The following is a 13,645-nucleotide window of genomic DNA, read 5'->3' as shown; positions in this document are numbered from 1 at the left end:
GGTGGTTCTTCTCTCACCTTCTGTCAAAAGTGGGCCTGTGTTCAATCAGACCTCCTCTTTTTTCTTTGATTTCGACGATTTAGTCTAAACTCCAGTACCATAACCTAGAACAGCGTTACTTTCAGAATCCGCAAGAACTGCCAGAATCAAGCAAATTTCAGTATTTAACTCTCCTAAATGGCATTAGTTATGAAACACATTGGCTAGCCTGGTGTAACCAAGTAATGGAGTTACTGAACCAAACAATCGAAAATTAGTCGCAATGTCTAACTTAAGTTTTCCTCGCATCTACACGCTGTTTGGTAAAATATCTGGGTCGTTTAGTCTGATTATCTCCATCTTTGAGCCAATCAACAGACCTTATTAACCTCGATACATTAGCGCAAGAACTGGCGACAATCCAGCAAACGGGTTCTAAAAGAATTGCCTTGCTGGGTTCTCGTCATGTGCCGATTACGCATCAGAATCTTATTGAAATGATGACTTATGCCCTAGTTTTATCGGGTAATCGAATCATTACTTCTGGTGCTACAGGTACAAATTCCGCGGCCATCAAGGGAGCAACCCGGGCTGATGCAAATTTGTTGACAGTGATTCTACCCCAAAGCCTGGAACGCCAGCCTTTGGAATCGCGCCAGCAATTAGAACAGGTAATGCATCTAGTCGAAAATCCCAGTAATGATAATTTGTCTCTAGCGGAAGCTAGTTACTTGTGCAACAAGGAAATTGTCTCCCGTTGCCAGCAACTAATCTGCTTTGCATTTCACGACAGCCGCACCCTGTTACAAACTTGTCAGGATGCAGAAGAACAAAGAAAAGTGGTGACGCTTTTCTACTTTGATTAGTCATTTGTCATTTGTCTTTTGTCATTTGTATTTGACTAATGACTGATGACTGATGACTGATGACTAATAACCAACGACTAATAAGTAATGATAATTTTTTTGTACTCGATCGCTGCTGCTGCATTTCTCATTTATGTGCCATTTTTGCTAGTAGCTTATGCCCGTGCGCGTATTGGGTATGAAATGTTTTCTAGTCCTCGCGCCATGTTTGATAAATTGCCACCTTATGCCCAACGGGCTACTTGGGCACATCAGAACACCTTTGAAGCCTTTATGATATTTGCCGCAGCTGCATTGATGGCTTATGTAACTGGTGTAAATTCTTTTACAGCCCAAGTAGCTGCGATCGCCTTTGTAGTGGCTCGTTTCCTATACTCAATTTTTTATATTTTGAATATACCCCTTTTGCGATCGCTCATGTTTGCGATTAGCATCTCTAGCTCTGCCACTCTCATCTTTTTGAGCATTATCCAAGCTACTAGTTAATTGGGGCATGGCGACTGGGAAATGGGGAACAGTTTGCCCAATCCAAAATCGTTCGACTAAGCGAAGTCGAAGTCCAAAATCTAAAATCCAAAATATTTTATGGCTTCTACTTTTTCCTTTGACATTGTGAGCGACTTTGACCGACAAGAGTTGGTTAACGCTGTCGATCAAGTTATACGAGACATCAAAGGTCGTTACGACCTCAAAGACACTGAAACTACTGTCGAGTTAGTTGAAGAAAGCATTAATGTCAGCACTGACAGCGAGTTTACCTTAGATTCTGTACACACCATTCTGCGAGAAAAAGCCGCCAAGCGTAACCTCTCCCAAAAAATCTTTGATTTTGGCAAGGTTGAATCAGCCAGTGGTAATCGTGTCCGTCAAGAAATCAAACTCAAAAAAGGCATAAGTCAGGAAATTGCCAAACAAATTTCCAAATTGATTCGGGACGAATTCAAAAAGGTACAAGCTTCAATTCAAGGCGATGCTGTGCGGGTTTCTGCCAAATCTAAGGATGACTTGCAAGTTGTCATGCAGCGGCTAAAACAAGAAGACTACCCAGTTGCTTTGCAATTTACAAATTATCGTTAAAAGATTCGTAATTCGTAGTTAAAAATTCAATTACGAATTACGAACTTGTACTGAGCTTGTCCTGAGTTTCGACTGCGCGGAAATCGAGCGAAGTCGAGATTCAACTACCGCGTAGTCGTTGGCGCAGCCTCTCGTAGAGAAGGGCGTAGCCGAAGTATTACGAATTATTTTAAGTCCGTCCGCCAATACTTCTTTGAAATGCCGGACGCTCAGATAACTGCTTCATATAGCTCAATACCGCTGGATAGGGGCTGAGGTCTAGCTTTAGTATCATCGGGATGTAATTTAAAATAGACCCCACTGCTACATCAGCGACAGTAAACTCATTGCCAAGTAAAAAAGGTTGCTTACTGAAAATTTCATTTAACGGAGTCAACAAGCGGGGCATTTCCCGTTCTCGATTCTCTTCTCCAAAAATTCCTGGAGCAAGGGTAGCATTGGCAAACAACACCCATTGGGAAAATAGAGCATTTTCCTCTGGTGAAAGTGGAGTTTGACTATACTTATCGGCAAGATACAACAAGATTGCTCCAGATTCCCAAAGCTGAAAATTCCCATCAACAATTGCTGGAACTTTACCAAATGGGTTAATTGCTAAATATGCAGGCTGGAGGTGTTCACCCGCCTGCATATCAAGCTTGACGAATTCGTAGGGAATTCCTAATTCCTCTAAATACCAGTGGACAATTGACGCTCGACTACGAGCGCCACCGTAAAGTTTTAGCATAATGACTTAAAGCACTTTGTGAGTGTGAGAATGCTGTTTAATATTGTCTTCTTTGGTGACAACTCTGGCAGCATTTAAAACCCGTTTCCGCTCAATTGAATATTTAAATTCAGTGTAGTTTGTACCTAAGGGAATCAGAGATTTTGCAGATTCACGACGCTTATAGGTACGAGCTGCTGCAAATGCCCGCGGCACAAATTCTTCTCCAAACTGAGCCGACTCTGGAAAGCCATCTGGTAGCAGTGGTGAATCGCCATCCAGCACTGATCCCAAAGTTGTGGCATGAGCCAGCTTATAGGAGGTAGGAATGCCCTTTAACAGCGCTTCCAAAGCCGCAGAGGGAATTGGTTCTATAACTTCGATTTGATAAACTTCTCCATCTTCTTTGACGAAGCAGGTTGCCAAGCCGATCGCTATGTAATCATCGGTTGCTAAATCAGGGGCATTGGGATAGGAAATTGCAGTTGTCATCGGGAAATTTCTCAAAATTTAAAAATTGAATTTAGGGAATGGGGCATTGGGCATTGGGCAAAACAGTGCTGAGTTAGGAGTTAAGAGTTATTCTCCCCCTGCTGCTCCTCTGCTCCCCTGCTTTCTCATTCCCTGTTTAACGAACGGCTTGTTGGCATTCTACCAATTTGCTGCTCTCACTACTTGACTAGTCTTTGAGATTAACGTCTGCTATTTCTGGAATTCATCTTCGGGATCGAGTATCTATGAATAGGTTTGAGGAGCAATTGTTTATTTAAGGGGTAGATTTCTACTGGTATGAGTAGTTTAAATCTCAGTCTCAAGATGGCTTTAAAGTAACCATAAATACCTTGAAAATAGAGATAGTGGTAAAACCACCAGCTTTAAACAACTAAAGTTTTATTTAAAAAAGCAGGGATTTCAAGCAGGGAAAGATGAATATTCACTCATTTTTAGCTGACGATGACCAGCAAAGTAAACAACACAACTACGTTCTAAATATTACAAACAAACTTCAAGAGCGGAGGAAAAGCGATCGCAGCGAATCTATTTTTGGGGATAGCGACTTGCGCTCTTGTGCTTTGAGTTTGGCTCAACAAGGAGATTATACCGAAGCGATCGCACTTTTAACCCAACTAATTTTCCGCCATCCCGACAATGCCGTTGATTACAACAACCGAGGGCTAATTTATTTCCAAAGTGGCGAAAGGGAAAAAGCGCTTTCCGACTACAACACCGCCCTTAAACTGAATCCTTATTTGGCTAGTGCTTATAATAACCGCGCAAATTACTACGCGGCTTGTGGAGAATTAGCATTAGCAATTGCCGACTACGATCGAGCAATTGATTTGAAACCTCACCATATCCGGGCCTGGATTAACCGAGGCATTACCTGGCGTGATTTGGGGCAATATCAGGTGGCAATTGAGAATTTTGAGGTAGCACTGCTTTTCGGTCAACTAGAAGGTCATATCTGGGCTGAACGCGGCAGGACTTACCATCTTTGGGGCGACTGGAATTGTGCGATCGCTGATTATCGTCGCGCCCTTATTCAACTACCCTCTCTCGACAACGATAAGGATATTCCTGGTTGTCGCTTACGTTTACAACTCGAAAATTGGCTAGACGAGTTACTGTCTCAATCAGCGTCCTAATTGGTAGATTAGTTCTTCTGGGGGATTTAAAATTCAAAATAATTGATTAATTTTGAACTAGAGTTTAGTGACGCTGTATCGCTAATGACTAATAGATGATAACTAAATAGCTATTCAAAAATTAGCTATTAACCATTACTTATTAGCAATAATATAAATTAACACCCGGTTTATACGTATCCTGAATCACAATAAACCTAAATAATCCCAAATGCACCATTTGTCTTAGGGTGACAAATTTGTTTGCTCATCTTCTCGGCGATCTTGATTCATCAACACGATCTGACGCTGGCTGGGATCGAATCGGTATCCTTGTCGTTGTCTAATAATTTTAGCTTCTTGGGGATCGAAGTTACGGCTAAATTCCGCCTGTAAACCATTGACATGTACTTCCATCAGCTTGACTTCAGTACTCATTTCTCGCAATTTTTCTTGCTGTAACCAATGATAAGGCAAGAGTTGTGTCAAGGCAGATGCTGCAACGGCTGTAATCACAAGATTAACTGCTATTGTGGCTGTGCTTTCCAGTGCCATCACTTTGTAAGAACGTTGACGAAGATGCCGCTTTGGTCGAGAAATGACCCGGCGTTTTTGTATAGGTTGTAACGGTGGTCTGGAGGGTTGAATCGCGTTCATGATGCTAAAAGATAACCTCGCTTAGTGAAGGGAAGTACTATCAAGAGTGCTGAGTTATGAGTGCTGAGTGAAATTTGCAACTCAGCACGGGCTAAACGCCCCGCTACCGCTAACAGCACTCGATACTCGGAGCTGAATTAGCACTCAGCACTCCTGAATGCTTGATTTAGCTGTCATATTACTTCATTTTTTTGAAATAGCTACAAGTGTCGCACTAGTTAAAAAATAACCTGGCTTACGTAAGTGCAAGCTTTCTAAGTACTTATGACATAAAGCCATAAAATCTGGAAATTGCACCCCGTACTGCCAGGATTATTAGCTTTTCAACTGTGTCACATCGGAGCCTTATTTGTAAAGTTCTGTGGCTAATCGCCAAGCTAGAACTCCTGGGATCAAGGCTACAACTAGAGCGATGTAGACTTGAGTATCTGAGATGGAAGATATCTGAGCAATGTACAGAGTATCTAAGATAGGCATGGCTGAAAACCTCCTAACCTGAATTGATTTTGAACAGTTCGTTTACTACTTTTCCTTGTTTTGCCAGAATTGTGGAATATCTTGTTACAAGATGCAACAAAAGCAGTTATTGGTCAGTAGTTCTTATTTATTCTCCATTAAAAAAATTTATAAAAATTATGAATTTATATCTGGGTATCGACTTCGGCACATCTGGCGGACGTGGTGTGGTGATTGACGAGGAAGCCTATTGTATTCAGGCAGAGGTGCGATATCCCTTCCACGACTCACCAAATGCCGTTACGCCAAAAATTTGGCAGGAGGCTTTGTTTGCGTTGGTGGAACAAATACCTGACCAATTGCGGCGAGAAATTAAAGCGATCGCAATCAATGGGACTTCCTCTACCGTATTGCTGGTCGATGCTGCTGGCAACCCTGTAGATGCACCATTGCTGTACAACGATGCGCGGGGATCGTTAGTGCTAGACCATTTGAGGAGTATTGCACCCCCCAATCATACTGTATTGAGTGCCACCTCCAGCCTCGCTAAACTTTTGTGGATGAGGCAACAACCCTCTTTTAGTGAAGCTAGATATTTCCTGCATCAAGCAGATTGGCTGGCGTTTCTCCTGCATGGACAGTTGGGTATTAGCGATTACCATAACGCTTTAAAGCTGGGTTATGACGTAGAAGAGTTGAAATACCCAGAATGGCTAAAAAAGCTAGAAATACAGATTCAGCTACCCAAAATTTTAACTCCTGGGACTCCGATTGCCGAATTGCGTCCTGAAGTTGCGGACAAGTTCGGGTTAAGTCGTAATTGTCTGGTGTGTGCGGGTACAACCGATAGTATTGCCGCTTTTCTTGCCAGTGGCGCAAAATTACCTGGTGAAGCCGTGACTTCCCTTGGTTCAACGTTGGTACTAAAGTTGTTAAGTCGTACCCGGCAAGAAGATGCCAAATATGGAATTTATAGCCATCGGTTGGGTGATTTGTGGTTGACTGGGGGTGCTTCTAATACTGGAGGTGCAGTACTAAAGAAATTTTTCACAAACCCTGAGTTAGAAAGCCTTAGTCGGGAGATTGATGCTTCAATTGCCAGCGAGTTAGATTATTATCCGTTGTTGAAGGTAGGCGATCGCTTTCCGATTAACGATCCCAATCTACCCCCACGCTTGTCACCACGCCCAGATAATCCAGTAGAATTTTTGCATGGGTTATTAGAAAGCATTGCCCGCATAGAAAGCCGAGGGTATGAATTATTACAACAAATGGGAGCAGACAAATTGAGTCGTGTTTATACCGCTGGTGGTGGTGCGGCGAATGATACTTGGGCTGCAATTAGGGCGCGTCATTTGCAGGTTCCTGTAGTAGCGTCAGCGTACACAGAAGCTGCTTACGGGACAGCACTGTTGGCGATGGGGAATGGAGGAAGTTTTGAAAAAGAGTAATTGTGTACCTATCTTTTTGTAGATATCTTCTAAATCAGTATCTATCCCAGTGACAATCGACATATCTCAGACGATACTGGGATGATTAGATACCGGACTATAGATTCCAGGTTAATTATCTGGGCAGCTATTCGGGGATGGGTGCTTCGCAGCAAGCGAATGTCATCGATCCCCTTTACTAATTACTGGTATAAATTCTAAGAGGATTAGCAGAAAATTTAAAGGTTCTTGAAGAAGGTTTGATCTGCGCGATCGAGATTATCATCTAGGGAAAAGCTAAAGCTGCGGACTCGGATTTCGATCGCTTTTAAGATTTAGTTTGCCCCATGCCCCTCTGCTCCTCTGCTTTTGTGCCCAATGCCTAAACTATTTTTCTCTACGTACCAGCATTTGATAAGTTAGTACATAATCTGAAACAATAACAGTAAAAGCAGAGAGGGGATTAAGTTGAGTCACAATCCAGATGCCATAGCCCCCCACGGTGGACAGTTGGTTAACCGTATCGCTACACCAGAACAAAGAGCAGAGTTTCTCTCAAAAGCTGACTTTTTGCCACGAGTGCAACTTGACGATCGCGCCGTTTCCGATCTAGAAATGATTGCGATCGGTGCTTTTAGTCCGCTGACGGGTTTTATGAACCAAGAAGACTACGATCGCACTGTGACAGAAATGCGATTAGCTAACGGTCTTGTGTGGTCAATCCCGATTACACTATCGGTAAGCGAAGAAGTAGCTTCCCCGTTGCAAGAAGGCGGCTTAATCCGTCTGGATAACTCCAGAGGCGAATTTATCGGAGTTTTGCAACTCACCCAAAAATATCGCTACGACAAAACCCGCGAAGCAATAAAAGTCTACCGCACTGATGATGTCAATCATCCTGGCGTACAGGTACTCTATAACCAAGGTACTGTACATCTGGCGGGTGATATTTGGTTGTTGCAACGCGAACCTCATCCCCAGTTTCCCATTTATCAAATCGATCCAGCAGCCTCACGGCAACTATTTAAAGATAAGGGCTGGAAAACCATTGTCGGCTTTCAAACTCGCAACCCCATCCACCGCGCCCATGAATATATTCAAAAGTGCGCTTTAGAAATTGTTGATGGTCTATTTTTACACCCATTAGTCGGGGCGACAAAAGAAGATGATATTGCCGCTGATGTGCGGATGCGCTGCTATGAAATTTTGCTAGAACACTACTACCCCTTAGACAGGGTAACTTTGGCAATTAATCCCGCCGCAATGCGCTACGCTGGTCCTCGTGAAGCCATATTCCATGCTTTAGTCCGCAAAAACTACGGCTGTACTCACTTTATCGTCGGCCGGGATCATGCTGGTGTTGGTGATTATTACGGCACTTATGACGCTCAATATATCTTTGATGAATTTGAACCAAGTGAATTAGGCATTGTGCCGATGAAATTTGAACACGCTTTTTACTGCACGCGCACTAAGCAGATGGCAACATCTAAAACCAGTCCTAGCAGGCCAGAAGAACGCATTCACCTATCAGGGACAAAAGTCAGGGAAATGCTGCGGCGCGGTGAGTTACCTCCACCAGAATTTTCTCGTCCAGAGGTAGCAGCAGAGTTGGCGCGGGCAATGCGGATAGAAGTACCAGCTTAGGGCATGGAGCATTGGGCATTGGGCATTGAGCATTGGGCACAAGAGGCAGAGGTGCAGAGGGGCAGAGGGGCAGAGGAGAAAAACTTACTGCAACTTTCTCCCCTGCTCCCCTGCCCCTCCGCTCCTCCGCTGCCCTGCTCCGCTCCCCACACTTTTGTAACTTTACAATACAGAGTTCAGCCCTGTAAGCTGCTAACTGAATAGCTGAGGGCTGATAGCTAATTATGAAACGTCGTACGTTTTTAGAGAGAATTGGCTCAATACTCGCGGTATTGGGGATAACTGAAGCTGAGTGGTTGTCTTTGGGAAATCGCTATTACGAAGCTTTGGCACAACCCAGTCCGCGCAAGTTGGCATTGTTGATAGGTATTAACCAATACCCAAAAATTCCAGCCCTCAGTGGTTGTCTGACGGATGTGGAACTACAAAGAGAACTTTTGATTCACCGCTTTGGTTTCCAAGGGTCAGATATCCTAACCTTAACTGAGGAAGAAGCTAGTAGGGAATTCATTGAGACGGCTTTTTTAGATCGGTTGAGTAATCAAGCTAAACCCGATGATGTGGTCTTCTTCCACTTTAGCGGTTATGGCAGCCGTGTCAAATTGGAAACATCTCCAGAGATAATGGAAAATGCTCTGGTGCCAGCTAATGCCAGTTTAAAATCACAAGATGAAAAAATAGTCAACTATATATTAGAAGAAACTCTACTGCTATTATTGCGATCGCTCCCTACAAATCGAGTCACAGCAGTATTAGATACTAGCTATTATGCGCCAACCCCAATATTAGGATTAAAAAGTCGCGTCCTTCCAGAATCATTAGAGGCAAAGCTAGCAGCAGAAGAACTCGACTTTCTCCAACAACTTAAAACTCAGAAGTTACCTAGCACGCCGATTGTCTTAGCAGCTACCTCAAATCCCAAGCAGTCAGCAAGGGAAGAACTCTTTTCTGGTTTTAGTGCTGGGTTATTTACCTACGCCTTGACGCAGTATTTGTGGGAATTCACCCCAAATACCAAAATTCAAGTCGCCCTCTCGTATATGGAAAATTCTCTATCCAAATTGGGTAGTAAACAGCAACCAGGGTTATTAAGTAGTCAAAAAAATCAACATTTAACGTCTCTACCGCCAGACAGTATTATTGGTGCAGAAGGCGCGGTGACAGCCATTGAAGAAGACGGCAAAACAGTCCAGCTGTGGTTAGCAGGATTACCGCCACAAGTGCTGCTATACTACGGAGTTAATTCTCGATTTACTTTAGGAACAACAAGAGAAGAATTAGTATTGCGATCGCGGACTGGGTTAACAGCAAAAGCGCAAATTTCCCAAATAGAAGGTGCAAATCCCCTACAAATTGGACAACTTATCCAAGAAGCAGTCCGGGTTTTACCCCGAAATATTCATTTAATAATTGCTCTGGATACTGGATTAGAAAGAATTGAGCGGGTAGACGCTACAAGTGCCTTTGCTGCATTTCCCCATGTCTCCACCGTAGTCGCAGGGGAAAAATCGGCTGATTATCTATTTGCCAAACTACAGCAAACACCTAGCCGTTATGGTTTATTTTCTCTTAGTGGCGAACTAATTTCTAATGCCACGGGGGAAGCAGGAGAAGCAGTAAAATCAACAGTGCAAAAGTTAGCACCAAAATTATCAACCTTGTTAGCAGCCAAATTATGGCGACTCACAGAAAATCAAGGTTCTTCCCGCTTGGCTGTCAAGACAACCTTAGAAATAATTAACAATATATCGCCTCGCGTTATCATGCAGCGCGAAACGGTACGAACTTTCAAAACAGAAACTTCGATTCAAAAATCACTCCCTACTCCGATTGTCCCTATCGGTAGTCGAATGCAATATCGGGTAGAAAACCAGAGCGATCGCCCAGTATATTTAATCTTGCTGGGATTAAACAATAATCATACAGCGATCGCCTTCTATTCTTGGGAAACCCCCCAAGAACCAAACACCGCGGACACAAAACCCCTCCTGAAAGAAGTCGTTATCTCTCCAGGTGAAACCTTCATCCTACCCCAAACGAATACTGCTTCCGAATGGATGATTTCAGGGCCAGCTTCTGAGTGCGAACACCAACTGATTTTTAGTACTGCCCCCTTTAACGGAACTCTCGCCGCCTTGAACACTACTGCCAAGTATTCCACAGCCGAACAAGAGCCAATTGGCCCATTGTTGAATTCCTTAGAAGTTGTACAAGCCTTGCTACAAGACTTACATAACGCTAGTGCCTTCAAAACAGAGATGAACGTTACAGCAGCCGATTCACATAGCTTGGATGTGAATAATTGGGCAAGTCTTAGCTTTAGTTTTCAAGTGCTGTAAGTTAATGTGATTGAAGAAGAATGCAGAATTCAGAATCAAGACGTTCTCTAGGAGACGCTGCGCTATCCGCTTTTTCAATCAGAATAATATTCTGACTCCTGCCTCCTGCCTTATCCCAACGACGCCCATCTACTTAGTGCCTCTACTAAAGCCTGATTTTGCTCATCTGTCCCAACAGTGATGCGTAATTTATCATCTAGTCCAGGCTGCTTGAAGTAGCGGATTAAAATTCCCCGTTCCTTCAATTTTTGATAGAGATATTCTGCGTTTCCTTCTCTTGGTTGTGCCAGCAAAAAGTTAGCTTGGGAATCCCAGATATGGAAACCTAATTGTTTCAAGTCTGTTGCTAACTTAGTCCGTGATGCTTTAATCTTGGCTACACAAGCATTTTTATAAGCTTGGTCAGTAATGGCAGCCGTACCAATTGCACAAGCGATCGCATCAATGTTATAGCTATCTTTAACCTTAAACAATCCCTGTAAGAGTTTGGGATTCGCCACCCCAAAGCCCAATCGCAATCCTGCCAACGAGTACCCCTTAGATAGTGTCCGAATCACGATAACGTTTTCGTATTCCTTAACCAAAGCCAATGCATTCTCTTCGGTAAAATCTATGTATGCTTCATCGATCGCTAAAACTCCAGATAACTGGCTGGCTAATTTTCGCAAATCATTTGTTGCCACCACATGCCCCGATGGACTATTGGGCGACGCAATAAAGGTCACAGCCCCATTGGCAGCAACTAATTCGTCCTTTGGTAAGCTGTAGTCTTTGCTGTAAGGAATCTCAATAATTTCTGCCGCTTGCATTTCTGTCAATGTCCGATATAGCACGTAAGTAGGCATCGGATAAACTACCTTTTTCCCAGGTTCAGCACAGGCTCGAATCACTACACTTAACAATTCATCACTGCCATTTCCGACAATTATCCAGTCGCTAGGAACTCCTAAAACTTTACTTGCAGCTTGCCGAAATTCTCCCCCAAAAGGTTCTGGATACCGCCGCAACCACTCACCATCAATATTCCGTAGCACAGCTAATGCCGCAGGAGAAGGAGGATAGGGATTCTCATTGCTGTTAAGTTTAATAATCTGTGTACCACGTTGAGGCTGCTCGCCAGGAACATAGCTAGCCATTGCATCAACATTAGAGCGAAAGTAGTTGGTCATAGGGCATGGTAAATTGGGTGGGATGTCTACAACGGGCGTAGCTGCGACACCTTATGGCGTATCCTAAGCAAATTTCAACCCGCAATTTCTGACGATATCGTTTTTTTGTCGTTTACATCAGAAAATACGGCTTTATAAATTACGAATTACGAATTATAAAAATATGTCAGATAAATGGAATCCAGAACTATACGAACGATTTCAAGCTGAAAGAAGTCGTCCATTCTACGACTTGGTAGACATGGTACATCGGCAAGAAAACTTACGAGTTCTCGATTTAGGGTGTGGAACTGGAAAGTTAACGAAATATTTGCATGAAACCTTAGCAGCACAGGAGACTTTAGGGATAGATGCTTCTGAGAAAATGCTGGAAAAGGCGCGTCAATTTGCAGGCAATGGACTACGGTTTGAGCAAAGACGGATTGAGGAAAATCCAGGAAATGAAGAGTTTGATGTGGTATTTTCTAATGCGGCATTGCAGTGGTTGACGGGACACGAGATTTTATTTGAGAAATTGCGGGCAAAACTGCGACCTGGTGGGCAGCTTGCCGTACAAATACCAATGATGGATAGTGAGCCAGTGCATCAGATAGCAGTTGAGACTGCACAGGAATTCAGTGAAGAATTAAGAGGATATGTGCGGCGTTTAGAGGTACTTCCTCCAGAAACATACGCCAGACTGCTTTATAAATTGGGGTTTGTCAAGCAGGAAGTCAAGCTTCAAATTTATGGGCATGTGTTACCCTCACGAGAAGCCGTAGTGGAGTGGTATCGCGGGACATTGCTAACGGCTTATGAGTCCCTACTGGATGCCCAAACCTATGAGAGATTTGTGGAACGCTATCAGCAGAAGCTATTCGAGTTGTTAGAGGATGAGCGCCCGTTCTTTTTTCCCTACAAGCGTATCTTAATGTGGGGGCATATTTAAGAAACTGAAGCTAGTTGTAATTTCAAGCATAATCTTGCTTGATTTGGAAGGTGAAGTTGCACAACCTGTCCAACTTTTCCTTCAAGTCACACAAACAGGTTTTGAGTAGCTATGTTTTAATAATGGAGCTAAGCGGATTCGAACCGCTGACCCCCTCAATGCCATTGAGGTGCGCTACCAACTGCGCTATAACCCCAAAACTACTAGTAGATAAGCTTAAAAAGCTTACTAATTAGTTTTATAAATTGTATTAGCTTTATTATTATGCAAGTTTATGCAATTTAAGTCAAGACACCTATATTAAGTTGTGTGGATGCGATCGCCATCAGTTACGCTTGTTATCAAAATGCCCTTTCTGTGAAAAACCCTTTCCTATTCTGGCTTGATGGATAAACGGACAATGCAAGCAATGTTTTATATCCTTTGTAGAAATTGCAGAATATCAAAAGCATTACTGACTAAGAGAATTTGTCCTAACAAACCACTCTACACAGTCGATAAGTCTCTAATATTGCGACATTAGTTTGTGAAACTCTCGAATGAGCTACGACACCAATTAGTGCAATAGCGACATTAATTTGTGAACGGCGACATCTAATTTGTGAATGTACAGTACAACTAGGAGCTGAAACCCTTATATTATCTTACTTCTAAAGTGGCTCAGGTCGGAGTTGAACCAACGACCCCAGGCTTATGAGTCCCGTGCTCTAACCAACTGAGCTACTGAGCCATGTTTTTCAAAATCATTAATTAATATAGCACAGAA

Annotated in this window: 13 protein-coding genes, 2 tRNA genes and 1 pseudogene; 9 read left to right on the top strand and 7 right to left on the bottom strand. The window is 43.1% G+C overall.

Annotation, left to right across the window (positions count from 1 at the left end; translation table 11 throughout):
• Nucleotides 1-107 precede the first annotated feature (107 nt).
• The 4 genes and pseudogenes from V7K45_RS30485 to V7K45_RS30470 form a co-directional block, all read left to right on the top strand.
• Nucleotides 108-257 (top strand): annotated as a pseudogene (locus V7K45_RS30485) (PadR family transcriptional regulator); the annotation flags it as partial.
• An 84-nt stretch (nucleotides 258-341) separates the two neighbouring features.
• A complete protein-coding gene (locus tag V7K45_RS30480) occupies nucleotides 342-845 on the top strand; it encodes a hypothetical protein (RefSeq protein ID WP_041565591.1) in 504 nt (167 codons plus the stop codon).
• An 87-nt stretch (nucleotides 846-932) separates the two neighbouring features.
• Nucleotides 933-1,331, top strand: coding sequence for an MAPEG family protein (locus V7K45_RS30475; protein ID WP_335009350.1), 399 nt, complete (start codon nucleotides 933-935; stop codon nucleotides 1,329-1,331).
• A gap of 99 nt (nucleotides 1,332-1,430) precedes the next feature.
• Complete coding sequence (locus tag V7K45_RS30470; RefSeq protein WP_012411046.1) at nucleotides 1,431-1,922, top strand: YajQ family cyclic di-GMP-binding protein; 492 nt, start codon at nucleotides 1,431-1,433, stop codon at nucleotides 1,920-1,922.
• Nucleotides 1,923-2,091: 169 nt separating this feature from the next.
• On the opposite strand, the gene V7K45_RS30465 is transcribed toward V7K45_RS30470, so the two are convergent.
• Nucleotides 2,092-2,649: a glutathione S-transferase family protein gene (locus V7K45_RS30465; RefSeq protein ID WP_335009348.1), complete on the bottom strand. Its 558-nt coding sequence runs from the start codon at nucleotides 2,647-2,649 to the stop codon at nucleotides 2,092-2,094.
• 6 nt (nucleotides 2,650-2,655) lie between these two features.
• Nucleotides 2,656-3,120 (bottom strand): hypothetical protein, encoded by a 465-nt coding sequence (locus V7K45_RS30460; protein ID WP_335009346.1) that lies wholly within the window; start codon nucleotides 3,118-3,120, stop codon nucleotides 2,656-2,658.
• 434 nt (nucleotides 3,121-3,554) lie between these two features.
• On the opposite strand from V7K45_RS30460, the gene V7K45_RS30455 reads away from it, so the two are divergent.
• Nucleotides 3,555-4,274 (top strand): tetratricopeptide repeat protein, encoded by a 720-nt coding sequence (locus tag V7K45_RS30455; RefSeq protein ID WP_335009344.1) that lies wholly within the window; start codon nucleotides 3,555-3,557, stop codon nucleotides 4,272-4,274.
• A gap of 225 nt (nucleotides 4,275-4,499) precedes the next feature.
• Here V7K45_RS30455 and V7K45_RS30450 read toward each other — a convergent pair whose 3' ends face one another.
• Together V7K45_RS30450 and psaM are read right to left on the bottom strand one after the other, a co-directional pair.
• Nucleotides 4,500-4,910 (bottom strand): hypothetical protein, encoded by a 411-nt coding sequence (locus tag V7K45_RS30450; RefSeq protein WP_335009342.1) that lies wholly within the window; start codon nucleotides 4,908-4,910, stop codon nucleotides 4,500-4,502.
• Nucleotides 4,911-5,255: 345 nt separating this feature from the next.
• Entirely contained in the window at nucleotides 5,256-5,345 is a 90-nt protein-coding gene (gene psaM, locus V7K45_RS30445) for a photosystem I reaction center subunit XII (RefSeq protein WP_040630342.1), read from the bottom strand.
• A gap of 200 nt (nucleotides 5,346-5,545) precedes the next feature.
• Between psaM and V7K45_RS30440 the strand changes: the two genes are divergently transcribed.
• The 3 genes from V7K45_RS30440 (at nucleotide 5,546) to V7K45_RS30430 (ending at nucleotide 10,782) form a co-directional block, all read left to right on the top strand.
• Nucleotides 5,546-6,817 carry an FGGY-family carbohydrate kinase gene (locus V7K45_RS30440; RefSeq protein WP_335009340.1) on the top strand — a complete coding sequence of 424 codons (1,272 nt, stop codon included), beginning with the start codon at nucleotides 5,546-5,548 and terminating at the stop codon, nucleotides 6,815-6,817.
• A gap of 447 nt (nucleotides 6,818-7,264) precedes the next feature.
• A complete protein-coding gene (gene sat / locus V7K45_RS30435; protein WP_335009338.1) occupies nucleotides 7,265-8,443 on the top strand; it encodes a sulfate adenylyltransferase in 1,179 nt (392 codons plus the stop codon).
• 224 nt (nucleotides 8,444-8,667) lie between these two features.
• Entirely contained in the window at nucleotides 8,668-10,782 is a 2,115-nt protein-coding gene (locus V7K45_RS30430; protein ID WP_335009336.1) for a caspase family protein, read from the top strand.
• A 110-nt stretch (nucleotides 10,783-10,892) separates the two neighbouring features.
• On the opposite strand, the gene hisC is transcribed toward V7K45_RS30430, so the two are convergent.
• Nucleotides 10,893-11,951: a histidinol-phosphate transaminase gene (gene hisC / locus V7K45_RS30425; protein ID WP_335009334.1), complete on the bottom strand. Its 1,059-nt coding sequence runs from the start codon at nucleotides 11,949-11,951 to the stop codon at nucleotides 10,893-10,895.
• Between the two features lie 163 nt (nucleotides 11,952-12,114).
• Here hisC and V7K45_RS30420 point away from each other — a divergent pair, with 163 nt between their 5' ends.
• Entirely contained in the window at nucleotides 12,115-12,879 is a 765-nt protein-coding gene (locus V7K45_RS30420; RefSeq protein ID WP_335009332.1) for a methyltransferase domain-containing protein, read from the top strand.
• A gap of 123 nt (nucleotides 12,880-13,002) precedes the next feature.
• On the opposite strand, the gene V7K45_RS30415 is transcribed toward V7K45_RS30420, so the two are convergent.
• Together V7K45_RS30415 and V7K45_RS30410 are read right to left on the bottom strand one after the other, a co-directional pair.
• Nucleotides 13,003-13,075, bottom strand: a tRNA-Ala gene (locus V7K45_RS30415).
• 460 nt (nucleotides 13,076-13,535) lie between these two features.
• Nucleotides 13,536-13,609 (bottom strand) — tRNA-Met (locus tag V7K45_RS30410).
• Nucleotides 13,610-13,645: the final 36 nt, after the last annotated feature.

This window comes from Nostoc sp. (assembly GCF_036917375.1).
Classification (GTDB): Bacteria; Cyanobacteriota; Cyanobacteriia; order Cyanobacteriales; family Nostocaceae; genus Nostoc.
Note: the sequence above shows the minus strand (reverse complement) of the source record. Positions and strands in the feature narration are given on the sequence as shown.

What these genes read in the sequence shown, in the direction of transcription:
- V7K45_RS30475 (WP_335009350.1), top strand. Translation starts at nt 933, where the DNA reads ATGATAATTTTTTTGTACTCGATCGCTGCTGCTGCATTTCTCATTTAT.
- V7K45_RS30470 (WP_012411046.1), top strand. Translation starts at nt 1,431, where the DNA reads ATGGCTTCTACTTTTTCCTTTGACATTGTGAGCGACTTTGACCGACAA.
- V7K45_RS30465 (WP_335009348.1), bottom strand. Translation starts at nt 2,649, where the DNA reads ATGCTAAAACTTTACGGTGGCGCTCGTAGTCGAGCGTCAATTGTCCAC.
- V7K45_RS30460 (WP_335009346.1), bottom strand. Translation starts at nt 3,120, where the DNA reads ATGACAACTGCAATTTCCTATCCCAATGCCCCTGATTTAGCAACCGAT.
- V7K45_RS30455 (WP_335009344.1), top strand. Translation starts at nt 3,555, where the DNA reads ATGAATATTCACTCATTTTTAGCTGACGATGACCAGCAAAGTAAACAA.
- V7K45_RS30450 (WP_335009342.1), bottom strand. Translation starts at nt 4,910, where the DNA reads ATGAACGCGATTCAACCCTCCAGACCACCGTTACAACCTATACAAAAA.
- V7K45_RS30440 (WP_335009340.1), top strand. Translation starts at nt 5,546, where the DNA reads ATGAATTTATATCTGGGTATCGACTTCGGCACATCTGGCGGACGTGGT.
- V7K45_RS30430 (WP_335009336.1), top strand. Translation starts at nt 8,668, where the DNA reads ATGAAACGTCGTACGTTTTTAGAGAGAATTGGCTCAATACTCGCGGTA.
- hisC (WP_335009334.1), bottom strand. Translation starts at nt 11,951, where the DNA reads ATGACCAACTACTTTCGCTCTAATGTTGATGCAATGGCTAGCTATGTT.
- V7K45_RS30420 (WP_335009332.1), top strand. Translation starts at nt 12,115, where the DNA reads ATGTCAGATAAATGGAATCCAGAACTATACGAACGATTTCAAGCTGAA.